We start from the raw sequence: 15,947 nt of genomic DNA, 5'->3' as shown, positions 1-15,947 counted from the left end.
TTGCGAGCCGCTGGTTGTCGAGTTGCGTTGATCATTCCTGCAATCCTGTGAAGGCACCTGATGCTTGCTGTCATTGCGCGCGATCATGGGGTCGATGGCATGGCCCACGGCCTCGCTTCAATGGCAATGGACCGGCGGCGGCAGATGTTGCTTCGCGTAGAAATCCTCGATCGTCACGCCCACGCAATCGGTACTCAGTTCGGAAGCCCGGGTCATGTCCGCGAACCACTTGTCGCGCGCCGTCTTGTAGGTGCTCCTCGCCTTCTTGAAGTCGTCGACCGTCATGCCGGCACGCCCCGCGAACGTGGGGAAGGGGTGGGCCTGGATGAAACGGATGAAATCCAGGCCGTGGCTGCCCTCGTGCACGCGCAGGGTCTTGCCTTCCTTGGCGAGGTCGGTGGACGTGGTGCCGCGGCCGTACCCGGAGGTGTCGCCGGGCGCGGCGCCTTGCCGATAGCGGGTCTGGATGGTGATCGTGATCGTGGTGGGCGGTGGATCGAACGTGGTGACGTGCTTTGCCCCGCCCTTGGGGCCCGTATAGCTGAAGCCGCCGAATGCCACGCCCTCGTCCGACGACGTCGGTTTTGTCTCGGCCGCGCTCTTGCCCTTGATGTCGGTCGCGCCCTGGATATCGGGTTTCACGATGACGGTGACATGCCCCACCTTCATCGTCGCGGTGCCGTCCGGCTGCCTGGCGAGGCCGCCTTCCAGCGGCGTCGACGTTCCGATCAGGCTGTCCGCATACGCTTTCACGGCCGGGTCCTTCGCGTTGTCCCGCAACCGGGTCAATGCGGCGGTGGAAAGGCCGCGAATACGCAACTCGATATCCGGATCAGCGAGGTCTGCCGCGGTCAGGTGCGCATTGGCGACCGACCAACTGTCTATCCTCTCGAACTCGGCACTTATGCGGCTTCGCTTTTCCGCGTCGGGCAGCGCAAGAAACGCCTTGCCGAAATACAGTTTCGGCCCGCTCCAGCTCGTCGTGACCTTGCCGACGGTGACGCTGCCGCCGCCGAACTCGGTCGACAACCCCGGCGGATCGGGCAGATTGGCATCGTAGGAGGAACCCGAGATGCGCCCGGCCTTCGCGGGCACGACCTGGTGGATCAGCTGCCACAGCGCGGCGCTGCCCGGCGAGGCCTGCGGATCGGGATCGGGCCTGAGTCCCGCCAGGCTTGCGCCGAGTTCGGCGATGCGCGCGCGCAGTTCGGCGTCCGTGGCATGTTCGACAAAATTCCTGCCGACGATCACGGTCGCGTACTGGACGGTTTTCCCCCCGGACGTCTTCTGCTCGATGCTGGCACGTGCAGCCGGTTCCTTTTCGTCGTATCGCACGCCGGACACGTGCCGGGCGTATTCCGGGAAATATCGGGTCAGCATCCGCCACACCACTTCCCAGGCGCGATGCTCCAGGGGGGTGGCCTGTCGGCCGGCGGCGGCGAGGATCGTGTCGCGCCCGGTGTCCTGTCCCGGTGGCACGACTTGCCGCTGCACGCTGCCGCCCCGGGTGCCTTGCTGGAGCGTGTGCGCCAGCTCGTGGGCGAGCAGGTGGCGACCTTCGCCACTGCCCGGGTCGAACCGGCCGTCCGCGAACACGATGTCCTGCCCCAGCGTGTATGCCCGTGCGTGCAGCGCCTGCGCCGATCGGGCGGCACGGGCATCGGTGTGCACCCGCACCTGCGAAAAATCATGGCCGAAACGCGTTTCGAAGCAGGACCGGGTCGAGGCATCCAGCGGTTGCCCCGGTGTGCGCAGCACCTCGTGCACGCTGGCGGGTGCCGATCCGTCGCCGGGCGAGGCTGCCGCACGGCTGAGCTGCAATGGCGCGCGGAGGAATGAAGCCGGCACCCGGTTGTCGTTCGTCACCGCGGCCGCGATGCGATCGGCCTCCGCTTCCAGCGGGTCGTCGGTCCGACCGATCGCCAGCGCCTTGCGTTGCAGGCGCCCACGCCTGCAGCTTTCGCATTCGCCACCGTGGGTATGCATGCCGCACGCGCACTTGCGCTGCAGCAGGCCGCCACGCAGGGGCACGAGCGAGGCTCGCACCGCCGCGTGCGCTGTTCGCCGGTCTGCTGTCGCTGTTGCGCTCGCTCGCTGCATGGTCATGACCTCGGCGGCTCAGATACGGCCGTTCGGCTTACTCGTTAGTGGAACGCGCGGAGAGTCCAGAAGTCGTCCGCGAGATTGCTGTTGGACGCATAGTCGTAGGGCATCGTGAAGTAGCCCTTGATGCCCCAGCCCCTGCCCCAGGAATTGCGGATGAGCAATCGCTTCGTCGCATCGTCGTAGCCGACGGCGCAAATCGCATGGCCTCCCACCTGCCTTTCGCCCGGCTTGGGCAGATTCAGGTTGCCGGTCCGGGCGACGGCGTCGGATTCGAACGCCTCGTAGACCGAAAAGCCGAAGACGAACGGATAGCCTTCCGCCAGGCATTGCCGCATCTGCTGCAATCCGATCACGCGATGGTAGGAATTCACTTCGCGGTTGACCGCCAGCCTGTAACAGGCGGCGGAAGGCTTGTCGGCAAATTTCGCGATCCTGTAGGGCCACTCCCTCTCCGAGCAGACACCCTGCTTGACCAGCGACTTCACCCCGTCACGGATCGCCGCGCCGGCATCCTCGCCGATCGTGCCTTCCATCGCGCGTTCGTTGTAGTAGATGAACAGGCGGCTGAGGTTGATGACCCGCCGACCGACCTTCTTCTCGAGGAATTCCAGGTTGCCCACGAGCGCGTTCGCCGTACAACTGCCCAGGCTCCCCTGGTTTTCCACCGGCGAGCAACCCGCCCTCAGATCCACTTTCGCCGGCAACCTCCTCGGCGGCGCGGCAATCGCGGCATACAGCTTGTCGCGATAGTCGGGCCGGTCGGGCACCCACCCGTACCATGCATTTACTTTTGACCTGGCCATGGCTGCCTCCTCTGGCGATGTGCCTGACTTGAATGGGTTCCGCCGACACCAAGGGCCTGACCCACGGCGGTGGCGATGCGCGGACCGAGCCGTTCCTTCGGGTGGCGGGCCTGCGGCAGCACCGCGGGCGGCAGGCTGGCGACGCTGCCGATGCCGCGCAGCGCGGACTCCACTTCCGGCCCGGCCAGCCGCTCGGCCAGTTCGAGCTCGATGGCGGACCGAACCGCCGTTGCGCGCTCGCCGCCGAGCAGCGCGTCGTCCAGCACCAGCCGCTCGATGTGCAGTTCGATCCTCATGCGTTGCCCCCGGCGCTTTCCAGCCAGCGGAAGTCGGCCTCGTTGACCGGCTTGTCGAGCTTTCGGAACTCCGCGCGCGCGGCATCGAGAATCAACGGCATGCTGATCTGCACACCGGCCTTGGCGGCCAGGAAGGCCGCGTTCAGCGCGATGCCCTGGATGCTGCCGCCGCTGAGCGCCAGCCGCGCCAGCCGGTCCAGGTCCAGCGGCGCGATGGGCAACTGGGCGGGAAAGGCCGAAGCCCAGATCGCCTTGCGCTCGGCCACGCCGGGAAACGGAAAATTGACCACGAAGCGCAGCCGGCGCAGGAACGCGCTGTCCAGTGCCCCCTTCTGGTTGGTCGCCAGGATCGCCAGGCCGCGGAACGATTCCAGCCGCTGCAGCAGGTAGTTCACTTCGATGTTGGCGTAGCGGTCGTGGCTGTCCTTCACTTCACTGCGCTTGCCGAACAGTGCGTCGGCTTCGTCGAAGAACAGGATCGCGCCGCCGTCCTCGGCCGCATCGAACAGCTTGCGCAGGTTTTTCTCGGTCTCGCCGATGTACTTGCTGACCACCGCCGACAGGTCGATGCGGTAGAGCGACAGGCCCAGCTCGTTCGCGATGACTTCGGCCGCCATGGTCTTGCCGGTGCCGCTCTCGCCGGCGAACAGCGCGCTGATCGACAGGCCCCGGTTCATCCGTGCGCGGAAGCCCCAGTCGTCGTAGACCGTGCTGCGCTGGGCCACCTGGTCGGCGATCTGCTGCAACAGATCCTTCTCGCTGACGGGCAGCTTGAGGTCGGCCCAGCCGGCCTTCGGTTCGATCCGCTGCGCCAGCTGGTCCAGCGCCGGCCGCGTGCGCGCCAGCGCGCCCTGCCACAGCGCGGAGGCCAGCGCCTCGGGCCGCTGCTGCGCCGCGCTCAGCGCGTGATGGGCGATCTGCTCGATCTTGCCGAGATTGAAATCGAAGTGGCCGGCCAGCCGCTGCGGATGCGAACCAGCCAGCTCGCCGAGCAGCCGCTGCCACAGCGAGCGTTGCTCGATCGCGGTGGGCCTGGTCACATCCACGCTGACGGTGTCGGCCGCCGGCCCGGCGCAGGGTTCATGCGCATCGACGAAGACAAGCCCGCCGGCGCGCGTCATCAGGCGCCGCACCTGGGCCGCCGCCGCGTCGCCATGCTCGAGTTCGGCGGCGTCGATGTACAGTGCGATCGGCAACAGCTGGCTCTCGCGCTGCCACAGCCGGATCAGCGTTTCCTGCTCGGCCACGGCGCCGGGCAACAGCTCGGCGGACAGCCGGTACGCCTGCGCACCGAACGCGGCGGCCACCGCCCGGGCGATACCCTGCTTGCTGACGCTGTCGCTGCCCAGCAACTGCACCGCAGGCAGCGCCTCGCCGGCCGGCACCCGCTGCAGCCCGTCCAGCACGCGGTCGGCGATCGCCTGCTGCGATGGCGGCAGCGCCGCCGGTGCCAGCGGAGTGAGCAGCGGCATCAGGCGGTCGTCCACGTAGTTCATGCCCTTGGCGAAATTGACGATGCGCTCGTCGGCGCTCAGCGCGGCACCGATCAGCGGCTGCGCACCGGGCTGATGGATATCCAGCAGCCGCCAGTAGCGCAGCGGCCGCTCCGGCGACAGCGCGTCCCAGCTCGGCTGGTCGAGCACGGCGAAGGCCAGCGCGAATGTCGGATAGGGCCGGGCCGGATCGTGCTGCGCCTGCGCGCACAGCGCCGGCAGGCGGGTATCCAGCTCCATGCCGACGCACAGCAGCAACAGGTCGCGCTCGAACGGCGACAATCCCAACCGCTCGGCCAGTACCAAGAGGGCCGGCATCGGAGCGACACCCTCGGCGGCAGTCGCCGGCGGGGGGCCCGCGTCGGACTCCCGCACATCGGCAGGCACGACCACGGCGATCGGCGCGGGCGCGGGCGGCGGGGTGTCGTCGGCGCGCGGCTCGGTGCCGGACGACACCGGCGTGGCGTGAACACCAAACAGACGGCCAAACCAGGAAGGCTTCGATGTCGCCGACGCCACGGTGACCGGCGCCGCGGTCATCAGGGCCGTGGCCGGCGCGGGTGTCGGCGCGGGGGTGTCCTGCCGCTGCGCCGCCTGCTGCAATCGCGCGCGCAGGACCGCCAGCGCGTCGGCGAGATACTGGTCGTTGGCGCGCAGCCATTGCTGGTAGTCGCTCATGTCACCACCACCTGCTGGTTGCCGGCGAACGCGGGTACGCTGCCGCTGAAGTCGACCGGAATGCTGTCGGCACCGTCCACCCGCAGGCGCACGGTGTAGGTGCCGGCGCTGACGCCGGGCACCTGGAACACCAGTGCAGTGGGCTGGTGCAGGTCCGCCGGATTGCTGATGCTCTGCGGCGGAAGCAGCCGGTCGCCGAACAGCAGGAACACCCGCTGGCCGTCGCGAAGGCGCGGCAGGCAGCTCAGGTTGAGCGTGATGTCGCCGGCCGCCGCAGTCAGCGCACCCAGCGTGATGAGCGGCGCCAGCGCCAGCGGCAATTCGTTGCTGAGCAGCGGCGGCAATCCCGGCGGCTGCAGCAGCAGCGCCACCGTGTAGATGCCCGGCGCCCAGCGCGACGCGGCATCGGCGTCTTCGGTGGTATCGGCCAGATGCACACCCAGCGTGCCGGCGGCGCCGGCCAGCGGCGGCAGGTCGACCGGCGCGTCCAACCGCAGGCTACTGAAGCGGACCAGCGCATGCTCGGTGGTCAGCTGGCGGCCGCCCAGCACGATGTCCTCGCCCAGTCGCAGCGCTACCTGCGCCCGCGGATAGCCGAGGCTGTCGAGCACCGGCGCGGCGCTGGCGCTGGCGAATACGCCGCGATCCTGCGCGCCGCGCCGCAACACCGGCAGCGGTGCGCGCGTGGCGGCCTGACTGTCGATCAGCACCACCGCGGCCTCGTACGCCGCGGACACCCGGTAGTTGGTCTGGAACGCGGTCCACAGCTTGGACAGCTCCTCCACACTCTGCGGCATCAGGGTGATCCGCACCCGCTCGAACTGGCTGGCCAGATCGTTGTCCGGCAGCGCATTGCGGATGTCGTTTCCGTCGAGCACGCGGCGGTCGTGCAGGGTGCTCATCGCGGCGGCGAGCACGCGGTGGCTGAGCGCGTCGCTGTCGCTTTCGCCGCGACCCCAGGCGGTGATCAGGTAATGCAGGTTCAGGGCCAGTGCCGGCGACGCGTTCTCGCCGGGGCGCACCTGCCCGGGCATGTCCAGGTTGCTCCACGCCGCGTTGCCGACCACCTGGAACAGGAACAGGTTGAGTTGCGACTTGCTGATGCCCTTGCGCGCGATGTCCGGCGGCTGCAGCGTGACCTCCAGATCGCTCAGCTCGGGATCCAGCGCGGGCATCTGCGCCAGCAGCAGGTTGCGCAGCGTGCGCGTGGCCGCGGCGATGGCCAGCACGTTGCTCATCGCGCCCCCTTGTCGCCGCGCTGGCGCAGATAGTCGTCCAGGCTGGAGGGCCGCGGTCCATCGCGACGCCGCGGTCCATCGCCGGTCGCGGCCGCCGCGCGTACTTCGAGCCGGCCGATGCTGACGTGCACCACCGGCTCGCTCGAGGCTCCGGTCGCGCTGGCCACCGGCACGGCGGGCGCGCGCCGTGCCGCGGCCTGGCCGGATGGCGCGGGCGCCGGACCGGCGCGCGGCGCGGCAAACACCGGCATCGGTGTCGGCGCCGGTCGCAGGCTGCCGCAGGCCGACGGCGGCGCGGGTGCCTGCCGCGCCGGCGCGAGACGCGTCTGCCGCGGCGACACCGGTGACGGCAGACGGGTCGTGTCCGGATGCTCCCCTATGGATGGCGCCGCAAGTCGCTCGGGCGGCGGAGTGCTCCGCGATGCGGGCTCGATCGCCGACGACGGGCGCTGCGCAGGCGCAACGGCCAACTCCGGCATCGACACAGGCGGAGGATCGATCGGCATCGCTTGTGCCCGGCGCCATTTCGCCGGGCCTGCCGCGTGCGTCGGCTGCACCTGCGGCGCAGCGGGCAGCGCGTTCGTGGCCGCCGGCACCTCGCGGCCCCGCGAGGGCGCGTCTCCCTCGTCGCCCAACGGCAGAATCGGGGCCCTCCGCGACGGTTCGAACAGCGACGGCAACCGCGGCACCAGCGCGGTCTCGCTGCCGATGGCCTTGGACGCCAGCCGGTCGAGGAAATCGCTCATGGCGCGCACAGCTCGAGATAGGCCTGGCGGCGACGCGGGCTCAGGCCCAGGATGTCCGCTTCGGGCCAGTGATAGGCCTGCGCCAGCGTGTCCACCTCGCGCAGCATGTGCAGCGCCCAGGCGTGCAGTTCCTGCCACAGGAAACGTGCGATATCGAACATCGGTTGCCAGCGATGACCGCAATCCGGGCAGCGGAAGGCCAGTTGCAGGTCCGCCTGCGGATCGGCCTGCGCCATCGCCTGCGCGATCTCCGACTGCAGCGGCGGCGGCAACGCATGCACGTCGCATCCGGCGCCGGTATCCGCCGCCAGCACGCAGCGTGCGAGCAGCAGCTGGCGCGCCTGGCCGGCGTCGGTGCAATGCTCCAGCGCCAGCAGGTCGTTGCTGTCGGGCAGGCGAAATGGCACGCGCACGCCATGCGCATCCGATACATGCTCCAACACCGGCGTGGCAGCTTCCGCCCCCGACGCCGGCAGCAGCAGGTCGTCACAGCGGAAGCTCGCCTCGACCACCGCGGCGCATTGCGGACAACTCGCCAGCGTGTCGATGTCCTCGCCGAACAGGCGCGCGCGCAGCTGCAGCAGCAAGGCGTCGCGCCGACCCAGCGGCAGCGCCGCCAGGGCCTCGGCGGAATGGTCTTCGCAACAGCTGCCGAGCAGCAACAGGGCGCTTGCCGCGGCGGATTGCTCGCCCCCGCGTTCCCAGACCTGCAGCAGCTGTGCCGGCGTGGGTGTATGCATGGCGCTCAGCCGACGGCGGGCACGGTGAAGCTGGGTTCGGCCGGTTCCGGCACGCCGGTGTCGCGCTCCCAACCCTCGTTCTCCAGCTTCAGGTGCTGGATCGCGACCGCGTTCGCGTTGGCGTCGAGGTCGGGTATCGCCTGGAACTCGGAGACCCAGCAGCGGTAGAGCTTGTAGGCCAGCGCCAGCTGACCAGCCTCGTTGTAGATCTCCAGGATCAGGTCCTTGCGGAAATCCTTCAGCGAGACCTCGGCGCCGAGGCCGGCACCGAAGTTCCACACCTTGTTCGCCCACTGCTCGAACGCGACGTCGTGGGTGACGCCGCGCTCGACCGTGATCGCCTCGTACTCGGTCCGCCCCGGCGACTTGCGCGTGCTGCTGGGGTCGCCGCCCTCGCGGTGCTTGACCACTTCGGTGGTGCGCTTGAGGCCGGACACCTTGCTGATGCCGGCGACATAACGGCCATCCCATTTCAACCGGAACTTGAAATTCTTGTAGGGATCGAAACGCTGCGCATTGACGCTGAACTGAGCCATGACATTGTCCTCAGGTCGAGATCTGGCCGGCCATCTGCTGCAGCTGGATGACCACGAATTCGGCGGGCTTGAGCGGCGCGAAGCCGACCACGATGTTGACGATGCCGAGGTTGATGTCGTTCTGCGTGGTGGTCTCCTTGTCGCACTTCACGAAGTAGGCGTCCTGCGGCGTCTTGCCCTGGAACGCCCCCTGGCGGAACAGGTTCTGCATGAAGGCGCCGACGTTGAGGCGGATCTGCGCCCACAGCGGCTCGTCGTTCGGCTCGAACACCACCCACTGGGTGCCGCGGAACAGGCTTTCCTCGAGGTACAGCGCGAGCCGGCGCACCGGGACGTACTTGTATTCGTCCGCCAGCAGGTCGGCCCCGCGCAGGGTGCGCGAGCCCCACACCACCGGCCCCACCAGCGGGAAGCTGCGCAGGCAGTTGACGCCCAACGGATTGAGCATGCCGTTCTCGGCATCGGTGAGCGTGGTCGCCAGGCCCTGCACGCCATTGAGCGCCGCATCGAGTCCCGCCGGCGCCTTCCACACCCCGCGTTGCGCATCGGTGCGCGCCATCACGCCGGCGACGATGCCGCAGGGCACGAAGGTATCGAGCTGTCCCTGGCGCTTCGGGTCGGCTTCGATCACCCGCGGGAAATACAGAGCGGCGTTGCGGGCAGCGTCGCCGTTGAGCCCGAGGGCGGTCAGCGCCGCGTTGCCGGACTGGGTGATCGTGCCCGCAGCGCTCCACTCGGCGGGCGGATCGACGATCAGCAGCGCACGCCGATCGACGCAGAACGCCATCGCGGTCTGGTACACCGTGGCGGAGGTGTTGCCGTCGCGCAGGTCCGGCGGGATGCACAGCAGGTTGAACAGGTCGGTCTTCTTCAACGCGTAGATGCCGGTCTTCGCATCCGGGTCGCCCAGGTAGGCCGCATCGTCCAGCGCCGCGCTGTCGGCCGCCTGATCGGCCGAGGCGACGCCGGTGGAGGATTTGTCCTGCTCCCACGCGGTCTTGCCCGCATCCGGGTCCAGATGCGCCGCGGGCACGGTGGTTGCCGGCAGCGTCAGCGAGGCGGCCACGCGGACCAGTGACGAGCGCGCCTTCAACACGCGATCGACGCGCGAGGGGCTCTCCTTCACGGTGAGGTTGTTGAAGCTCTCCTGCCTGCCGCTGTTCATGTCGCGCACGGTGAGGTTGAACAGATCGGTATTCGCCAGGCCGTAGCGGGTGGCGATCTCGGCCGACACGTTGCTGTCGACGCGGGCGCGCAGCTGGTTGCCCCAGCTGCCGGCCGACGCCGCTTCCAGCGGCAGATTCGCGATCTTGATCACCGCCTTGGCCGGCTTGCCGCCGTTCGCCTTGTACAGCCGCACGATCGCGGCCTGGGCGCCGCCGTTGAGATAGAAGTCGCGCACCGCATAACCCATCGGGCAAGCCGGGTCGAGCGTGCCGAAATTGCGTTCGAAATCGCCGTAGCCGTTGATGATCACCGGGCTTTCCGCGTCGCTGTCGGTCGGCCCGGAGGCCGCGCGGCCGATGAACGCGGCGATCGACGTCGCCACCCCGGTGATGGTGCGGACACCACTGGGGATTTCCTCGATATAGACGCCCGGATAGGTGAGCGCAGATGGCATGAGCCTGTCCTCCCTCGTGAAAACCCCGTCGCAGTCAATGCGGCTGCGGCGACCTCGTGTGTTCGTCCAGTGCGTACAGCACTTCACCGCCGGGGAGCCGGTCGCAGTGCAGCCGTCCCTGCGCCACCAGCCTGCCCAGCACGTGCTCGATGCGCAGGCTGTCGCTCTCGTAGCGCTGCTGCGGCAGCCACCAGTCGACGATGCCGCGCAGCGTGTCCGCGGCTTGCGGATGGCGATACAGGTACTCGAGCACCGAATACTCGATTTCCATTTCGCTCTCGCCCGTCGTGTCGTTGGCACGATGCTTGGTCATGGCACCCGTCTGCGCGCACGTCTGTTGTGGTATCGCACCGAGGCAACATGCGTGCCAATCGGCGGCGTGAGGAAATGGCGCCCGGGCGGGCGTCGAAGCGAGGCGATCGGGTCAGCGATGACCCGATTGCCCGACGCGGTGGGAGCGCGCGCACCCGGACCGCAACATCTTCCCGGGACTGGCGCAACCGGGACGGATCAGCGCGGGCGGTACTGCTTCGTTTCGATGCCGTGCTTGGCAAGCAGCTTGCCCAGCTGCCGGCGCTCGGTGCCGGACAAGCGGGCGGCCGCGCTGATATTGCCGCTGGCCCGTTGCATCAGCCGGGACAGGTAATCCTGCTCGAACTTCCGGATGGCGTGGGTCTTTGCCGCACTGAAGCCGACATCCGGCTCATTCGTGCGATGTCGGGAGTCCGGCTCCAAACCCGCAAACGCCGGCTCAGCCACCGACAGCTCGTCGATGCCGATGACCGCGGACTCGGCCGACATGTAGGCACGCAGCGCGATGTTGTCCAGTTCGCGGACATTGCCCGGCCACGCATGGGCGATGAGTGCACGCATGGCGTCCTCGCCCCAGCGCTTGGGCGGCCCACGCAGCTTGAGCGCGGCGGCCTGCAGGAAATGCTCCGCCAGCAGGGCCACGTCCCCTTCACGCTCGCGCAGGGGCGGCAACCTGATGTAGAGCGCATTGAGCCGGTACTGCAGGTCACGACGGAAATGCCCCGCGGCGACCTGCGATTCCAGATTCATGTTGGTGGCGGCAATGATGCGCGCGTCGGAGATCCGCGTTGCGCCACCGCCGACGGGACGGTATTCGTTGTCCTGCAGAAATCGCAGCAGGGTGACCTGACCCTTGCCGGAAAGCGCATCCACTTCGTCGAGAAACAACGTGCCGCCACGCGCATGATCGATCAGCCCCGGCTGCGCGGCCTTGGCGTCGGTGAAGGCACCGCGGTCATGCCCGAACAGTTCGTTCTCGATGAGGCTGTCGGGAATCGCGCCGCAATTGACCGGCACGAACGGATGCTTGCGCCGGGCGCTGGCATAGTGGATCTCCCGTGCCGCGAGTTCCTTGCCGGTCCCGGTCTCACCCTCGATCAGAAGTTGCACATCGCAATCGGCGTAGCGCTGCAGTTGCGCACGCACTGCCTGGATTGCCTGGGATTGGCCGAGCATGATCGGCATCGTCTATCCCCGAAGTCACCATCAAGAAACCTGCCACGTCATCATTGATGACGTGCAACGAATCCCCCTGGCATCCCTCCCGATCTGACCGCAACGCATCAAATCGGAGCAACGATGCAGTATGCGCATTATCGGCGCTGTAGTTCAACAACGCCCCGGAGGTGATGTATCGGAATCTGCCGCTGTAGTACCTGAGCCCGCAGCGATGTAGTACATCGACTGCAGGCCGCAGAAACCGCGATCGGTCACAGAACCGATGAATCGTTCCGGTGGCATGCCGCCCGGCCATCCACGACGCCGGACGCTTCCCGCGGCGAGGTCGGTTCGGGGATGCGCCGACTCGCCGTCCGGCGAGGGGCCCGGCGCGGCGTGATGTCGCAGATCGCGCGCAACCGCCCCCCATCGTCTGCCGGGCACAGGCGCGTTCATGCCCACTCGCGTATCCTGTGCCGCTGTCGCCGCGATCATCCCGGCGCTCGCAAGGCCCCACGGCAACGCCGCCCAGTCCGCGAGTCTTCGCCTCCGGCCCCGCCGGGCCGTCGAGCATGCCGATTCTTCGGGCGCAACCCGGCAATTACACGAGACAACCCACCATGGTGGCAATGGCAACCGAGCACGTGATCGACGTGCAGCACTGGAACGACACGCTTTTCAGCTTCCGCACCACGCGCGATCCGGGCTTTCGCTTCGACAGCGGCCAGTTCGTGATGATCGGCCTGGAAACCGAAGGGCGTCCGCTGATGCGTGCGTATTCGATTGCCAGCGCCAGCTGGGAAGAGCACCTGGAATTCTTCTCGATCAAGGTCGCGAACGGGCCGCTCACCTCGCGCCTGCAGCACCTCAAGCCCGGCGACCCGATCATCGTCACGCGCAAGCCCACCGGCACCCTCGTGCTGAACGACCTCAAGCCCGGCCGCAACCTCTACCTGCTGGGCACCGGCACCGGGCTGGCGCCGTTCCTGAGCATCATCCGCGACCCGCAGACCTACGACTGCTTCGAGCGGATCGTGCTGGCCCACGGCGTGCGCCACATCAGCGACCTGGCCTATGCCGATTACCTCGAGCGCGAGCTGCCGCAGCACGAATACCTCGGCGAGCTGGTGCGCGAAAAACTGATCTACTACCCCACCGTGACGCGCGAACCCTTCCGTCATCGCGGCCGCATCACCGATGCCATCGCCGATGGCGTGATGAGTGAGGCCACCGGCCTGCCGCCACTGAATCCCGCGACCGACCGGGTGATGCTGTGTGGCAGCCCGGCGATGCTGGAGGACTTGTCCACCCTGCTCGACGGACGCGGTTTTCGTGCATCGCCGCGTACGCGCGAGCCGGGCGATTACGTGATCGAGCGGGCATTCGTGGAGAAGTAGCCGGGTGGGGAGTGAGTGGAGAGGAGTGGGGAACGAGTGCAAGGCAATGCATTCATGCGCCCTCCCGTTTCTCGCTCCTCTTCACTCGTTTCTGCTCCAATGCCGGCTTGACCGCATGAGGACATCCGCCTGATGGATATTGCGCTGTACGTGCTCGCCGCCCTGCTGATCGTCGGCGGACTGGCGGGTTCCGTGCTGCCGGCCTTGCCCGGCATCCCGATGATCTTCGGCGGCATCTGGCTGGTCGCGGCGGTGGACCATTACCAGCATCTCGGGTGGTGGTGGCTGCTGCTCATCGGCGCCCTGGGCAGTCTCGGCGTGGTCGTCGATTTCATCGCGGGCACGCTGGGCGCCAGGCGCGTCGGCGCCAGCAAACTGGCCCTGTGGGGCGCCAGCCTGGGCACCCTGATCGGGATGTTCCTCGGCGTTCCGGGCCTGCTGTTCGGACCCTTCCTGGGCGCGCTCGCCGGCGAACTGGCGTCCGGCACCAGCGTGCTGCGGTCGGCGCATGTCGGCGTCGGCACCTGGCTCGGCCTGCTGTTCGGCACCCTGATCAAGTTGGTGCTCTCTTTCGTCATGGTCGGGCTGTTCGGACTGGCGATGCTTTTCGGTTGACGCGGCAACTCGGCGTGCGGACGGCCACGGCATGGATCAGCGCCGCCGCTGTCCCGCACCGGCGGCACTCCGGGCCAGCCAGCCGGCAAACTGAACGGTATCGCGGACTAGCGTGGCAGGCAGCACGATGTAGTGCCGGCTCGGCGCCGCACCCGGCCTGGCGATCAGTCGCGACGCCCCTTTCAGCTGCAACAGCGCGGGCTGGTCGACCGGCGCCAGCTTCAACGCCAGCTTGCCGTGCACCAGCCACGCGCATGGCTTTTCGTCGAGATACGCCATCAGGCCGCCGAACATCGGCTTGAACCGCAGGTCGTGCGGCTTGCCCAGATGCGCCGCCGCATCCTCCAGATCGCGGCGCAAGTCCGCCAGCGTCGGCGGCGGACTCATGCCGTCGGCGCGGGTATCACGTACAGCAGCACGGCGAGGAAATGCAGCACGCTGCCGGTCAGCACGAACACATGCCAGAGCGCGTGGTGATACGGCAGCTTGCGCCACAGGTAGAACGGCACGCCCAGCGTATAGGCCAGGCCACCGCCGATCAGCAGCGTGATGCCGCCGGCCTGCAGATGCTTGCTGAGCGGCTCGAACGCGATCATGCCGATCCAGCCCATGCCCACGTACAGCAGCACCGCCAGCCGGTGATAGCGCCTGAGCAGGCCCAGTTCCAGCGCACTGCCGACCAGCGCCAATGTCCACACGGCCACGAACAGGCTCCAGCCCCAGGCACCCGGCAAGGCGATCAGGGTGAACGGGGTATAGGTCCCGGCGATCAACACGTAGATCGCGATGTGGTCGAGCGCACGCAGGACCGGCTTGGCGGCGGCAACGGAAATCGAGTGATACAGGGTCGAAGCGGTATACAGCAGCACCAGCGAGGTGCCGAACACCGCGCAGGCGACTACGGTCAGCGCGTTGCCGTGCAGTGCCGCGAAGGCCACCAGCACGGCCAGACCGGCGATGCTGAGCACGATGCCGATGCCGTGGATGACGCTGCTGGCCAGCTCGTCACCGAAACTGTAGCGCGGGATCAGCACGCTCGATGTAGCGGACATGGTGGACTCCTGGCGGGACGAAAGACGGCTGGCTGCGCCTCGACCTACCTTAGCGGGCGGGCCCGTGCTTGCCTACTGCAAGACATGCCCGCGTGCGCACACTGCCGCACACTATTCGATGATGAAGGCACTGAAGGCCATCCGGGGATTCCAGCCGGTGCCTTTGGCATCGGGCGCCAGCGAGACATTGCCATGACCAGCACCTGCGCCCGGGTCGATCGCTCGGCACCGGCACGCGCTTCGGCGCGGGAGATATGGCCATCCAGCCGTCTGCTTGCGCGATCCCGTCGAACAGGCATACGCTGCAGTCGCGGCGACACGATCCCCCTGCCCAGGCAGCGTGACCGCCGCAACATCCCCACTGATGTCAGGAGGTCGCCATGTCGTCCGCAAGCCTGATCGTCGCTCATCGTACCCGGCCCGACCTTGCACGCATCGCGTCCATGAGCGCCGCGATTGCACTCAACCTCACCGTCATCCTCATCGCGACACGACCGCTCAGCCCCACGCGGCTGACGGTGACCCACCGGCTCGTCCCGGTGCCGGTGGTCCGTCTGATCGAACCACCCGCCGTGCCGGACGTTCCACCGCCGGTGGAACTGCTGCCGCTGCCCCATCCGGCCACCCCGCCACAGGCTCATCCGCGGCCGCTGCCGAGCAGTCCGCCGGCGGTCGTGCCCGTCACGGATGGCCGGATAGCCGCACCACCGATCAGCGCCCCGAGCCTGCCGCCCGCTGACGCCATGACCGACCCCGCGACGGTGGGCGCGCCGGTCGAGGCCAGCCTCGCCTATCGCCTGGCCCCACTGCAATTTCCGGTCCAGGCGCTGCGCGAGCGCATGCACGGCACGGTGCTGCTGCGGGTACTGGTGGACGAAACCGGCAAACCGCTGCAGGTCATCGTGGAACGCGGCAGCGGGTATGCACTGCTCGACCGCAGCGCACGGCAACAGGTACTGGCGGGATGGCGTTTCCAGCCGGCGATGGTGCGTGGGCAGGCGGTCCGCGCATGGGCCAGGGTCCCGGTGAATTTCGACCTGCGCGGATGACCCTCCGCCGGGCGCCATGCCCGATCGGCGGTTGCTGATCGGGCATGGCGGCGGGTATCCCGCCGAGGCGCTGCGCACGGAGCCGGGGCCTGCCTTCGGCTTACGCC

The 15,947-nt window shown here is 68.2% G+C and carries 16 protein-coding genes; 3 read left to right on the top strand and 13 right to left on the bottom strand.

Annotation, left to right across the window (positions count from 1 at the left end):
- Nucleotides 1-117: 117 nt before the first annotated feature.
- The 11 genes from ACFPPA_RS14125 to ACFPPA_RS14075 form a co-directional block, all read right to left on the bottom strand.
- Entirely contained in the window at nt 118-1,986 is a 1,869-nt protein-coding gene (locus tag ACFPPA_RS14125; RefSeq protein ID WP_377321710.1) for an eCIS core domain-containing protein, read from the bottom strand.
- 158 nt (nt 1,987-2,144) lie between these two features.
- Nucleotides 2,145-2,909: a C1 family peptidase gene (locus tag ACFPPA_RS14120; RefSeq protein ID WP_377320998.1), complete on the bottom strand. Its 765-nt coding sequence runs from the start codon at nt 2,907-2,909 to the stop codon at nt 2,145-2,147.
- The gene (locus ACFPPA_RS14115; protein WP_377320996.1) at nt 2,891-3,205 is read right to left on the bottom strand and encodes a hypothetical protein; all 315 of its coding nucleotides are present in this window, start codon (nt 3,203-3,205) and stop codon (nt 2,891-2,893) included. Before ACFPPA_RS14115 ends, ACFPPA_RS14120 begins: the two co-directional genes overlap by 19 nt.
- The gene (locus ACFPPA_RS14110) at nt 3,202-5,376 is read right to left on the bottom strand and encodes an AAA family ATPase (RefSeq protein ID WP_377320994.1); all 2,175 of its coding nucleotides are present in this window, start codon (nt 5,374-5,376) and stop codon (nt 3,202-3,204) included. Before ACFPPA_RS14110 ends, ACFPPA_RS14115 begins: the two co-directional genes overlap by 4 nt.
- Nucleotides 5,373-6,614 (bottom strand): Pvc16 family protein, encoded by a 1,242-nt coding sequence (locus ACFPPA_RS14105; protein WP_377320992.1) that lies wholly within the window; start codon nt 6,612-6,614, stop codon nt 5,373-5,375. Before ACFPPA_RS14105 ends, ACFPPA_RS14110 begins: the two co-directional genes overlap by 4 nt.
- Complete coding sequence (locus tag ACFPPA_RS14100) at nt 6,611-7,360, bottom strand: hypothetical protein (protein WP_377320990.1); 750 nt, start codon at nt 7,358-7,360, stop codon at nt 6,611-6,613. The genes ACFPPA_RS14105 and ACFPPA_RS14100 overlap by 4 nt, the downstream gene beginning before the upstream one ends.
- Nucleotides 7,357-8,100 (bottom strand): T4 family baseplate hub assembly chaperone, encoded by a 744-nt coding sequence (locus ACFPPA_RS14095; protein WP_377320988.1) that lies wholly within the window; start codon nt 8,098-8,100, stop codon nt 7,357-7,359. The genes ACFPPA_RS14100 and ACFPPA_RS14095 overlap by 4 nt, the downstream gene beginning before the upstream one ends.
- Nucleotides 8,101-8,105: 5 nt before the next feature.
- Nucleotides 8,106-8,636 carry a phage tail protein gene (locus ACFPPA_RS14090; RefSeq protein WP_377320986.1) on the bottom strand — a complete coding sequence of 177 codons (531 nt, stop codon included), beginning with the start codon at nt 8,634-8,636 and terminating at the stop codon, nt 8,106-8,108.
- Between the two features lie 10 nt (nt 8,637-8,646).
- Nucleotides 8,647-10,257 (bottom strand): phage tail sheath family protein, encoded by a 1,611-nt coding sequence (locus ACFPPA_RS14085; RefSeq protein ID WP_377320984.1) that lies wholly within the window; start codon nt 10,255-10,257, stop codon nt 8,647-8,649.
- 34 nt (nt 10,258-10,291) lie between these two features.
- Complete coding sequence (locus tag ACFPPA_RS14080) at nt 10,292-10,570, bottom strand: hypothetical protein (protein ID WP_377320982.1); 279 nt, start codon at nt 10,568-10,570, stop codon at nt 10,292-10,294.
- A gap of 197 nt (nt 10,571-10,767) precedes the next feature.
- Nucleotides 10,768-11,745 carry a sigma 54-interacting transcriptional regulator gene (locus tag ACFPPA_RS14075; protein ID WP_377320980.1) on the bottom strand — a complete coding sequence of 326 codons (978 nt, stop codon included), beginning with the start codon at nt 11,743-11,745 and terminating at the stop codon, nt 10,768-10,770.
- A 602-nt stretch (nt 11,746-12,347) separates the two neighbouring features.
- On the opposite strand from ACFPPA_RS14075, the gene ACFPPA_RS14070 reads away from it, so the two are divergent.
- Both ACFPPA_RS14070 and ACFPPA_RS14065 read left to right on the top strand, forming a co-directional pair.
- Nucleotides 12,348-13,124: a ferredoxin--NADP reductase gene (locus ACFPPA_RS14070; protein WP_377320978.1), complete on the top strand. Its 777-nt coding sequence runs from the start codon at nt 12,348-12,350 to the stop codon at nt 13,122-13,124.
- A 132-nt stretch (nt 13,125-13,256) separates the two neighbouring features.
- Nucleotides 13,257-13,739 carry a DUF456 domain-containing protein gene (locus tag ACFPPA_RS14065; RefSeq protein ID WP_377320976.1) on the top strand — a complete coding sequence of 161 codons (483 nt, stop codon included), beginning with the start codon at nt 13,257-13,259 and terminating at the stop codon, nt 13,737-13,739.
- A gap of 36 nt (nt 13,740-13,775) precedes the next feature.
- On the opposite strand, the gene ACFPPA_RS14060 is transcribed toward ACFPPA_RS14065, so the two are convergent.
- Nucleotides 13,776-14,126, bottom strand: a complete 351-nt coding sequence (locus tag ACFPPA_RS14060) for a TfoX/Sxy family protein (protein WP_377320974.1) — start codon at nt 14,124-14,126, stop codon at nt 13,776-13,778.
- Nucleotides 14,123-14,791: a PAQR family membrane homeostasis protein TrhA gene (trhA, locus tag ACFPPA_RS14055; protein WP_377320972.1), complete on the bottom strand. Its 669-nt coding sequence runs from the start codon at nt 14,789-14,791 to the stop codon at nt 14,123-14,125. The genes ACFPPA_RS14060 and trhA overlap by 4 nt, the downstream gene beginning before the upstream one ends.
- A gap of 380 nt (nt 14,792-15,171) precedes the next feature.
- Here trhA and ACFPPA_RS14050 point away from each other — a divergent pair, with 380 nt between their 5' ends.
- The gene (locus ACFPPA_RS14050) at nt 15,172-15,840 is read left to right on the top strand and encodes an energy transducer TonB (RefSeq protein ID WP_377320970.1); all 669 of its coding nucleotides are present in this window, start codon (nt 15,172-15,174) and stop codon (nt 15,838-15,840) included.
- The last annotated feature ends 107 nt before the right edge of the window (nt 15,841-15,947 follow it).

Source organism: Rhodanobacter ginsengisoli (assembly GCF_042657065.1).
Classification (GTDB): domain Bacteria; phylum Pseudomonadota; class Gammaproteobacteria; order Xanthomonadales; family Rhodanobacteraceae; genus Rhodanobacter; species Rhodanobacter ginsengisoli.
The sequence above is the reverse complement of the archived record's forward strand: the minus strand, read 5'-3'. Positions and strand labels throughout refer to the sequence as shown.

Bases quoted from the DNA above. Each gene is read 5' to 3' on its own strand.
- ACFPPA_RS14115 (WP_377320996.1), bottom strand. From the start codon at position 3,205: ATGAGGATCGAACTGCACATCGAGCGGCTGGTGCTGGACGACGCGCTG.
- ACFPPA_RS14080 (WP_377320982.1), bottom strand. From the start codon at position 10,570: ATGACCAAGCATCGTGCCAACGACACGACGGGCGAGAGCGAAATGGAA.
- ACFPPA_RS14075 (WP_377320980.1), bottom strand. From the start codon at position 11,745: ATGCTCGGCCAATCCCAGGCAATCCAGGCAGTGCGTGCGCAACTGCAG.
- ACFPPA_RS14125 (WP_377321710.1), bottom strand. From the start codon at position 1,986: ATGCATACCCACGGTGGCGAATGCGAAAGCTGCAGGCGTGGGCGCCTG.
- ACFPPA_RS14085 (WP_377320984.1), bottom strand. From the start codon at position 10,257: ATGCCATCTGCGCTCACCTATCCGGGCGTCTATATCGAGGAAATCCCC.
- ACFPPA_RS14110 (WP_377320994.1), bottom strand. From the start codon at position 5,376: ATGAGCGACTACCAGCAATGGCTGCGCGCCAACGACCAGTATCTCGCC.
- trhA (WP_377320972.1), bottom strand. From the start codon at position 14,791: ATGTCCGCTACATCGAGCGTGCTGATCCCGCGCTACAGTTTCGGTGAC.
- ACFPPA_RS14060 (WP_377320974.1), bottom strand. From the start codon at position 14,126: ATGAGTCCGCCGCCGACGCTGGCGGACTTGCGCCGCGATCTGGAGGAT.
- ACFPPA_RS14090 (WP_377320986.1), bottom strand. From the start codon at position 8,636: ATGGCTCAGTTCAGCGTCAATGCGCAGCGTTTCGATCCCTACAAGAAT.
- ACFPPA_RS14105 (WP_377320992.1), bottom strand. From the start codon at position 6,614: ATGAGCAACGTGCTGGCCATCGCCGCGGCCACGCGCACGCTGCGCAAC.
- ACFPPA_RS14100 (WP_377320990.1), bottom strand. From the start codon at position 7,360: ATGAGCGATTTCCTCGACCGGCTGGCGTCCAAGGCCATCGGCAGCGAG.
- ACFPPA_RS14070 (WP_377320978.1), top strand. From the start codon at position 12,348: ATGGTGGCAATGGCAACCGAGCACGTGATCGACGTGCAGCACTGGAAC.
- ACFPPA_RS14050 (WP_377320970.1), top strand. From the start codon at position 15,172: ATGTCGTCCGCAAGCCTGATCGTCGCTCATCGTACCCGGCCCGACCTT.
- ACFPPA_RS14065 (WP_377320976.1), top strand. From the start codon at position 13,257: ATGGATATTGCGCTGTACGTGCTCGCCGCCCTGCTGATCGTCGGCGGA.
- ACFPPA_RS14120 (WP_377320998.1), bottom strand. From the start codon at position 2,909: ATGGCCAGGTCAAAAGTAAATGCATGGTACGGGTGGGTGCCCGACCGG.
- ACFPPA_RS14095 (WP_377320988.1), bottom strand. From the start codon at position 8,100: ATGCATACACCCACGCCGGCACAGCTGCTGCAGGTCTGGGAACGCGGG.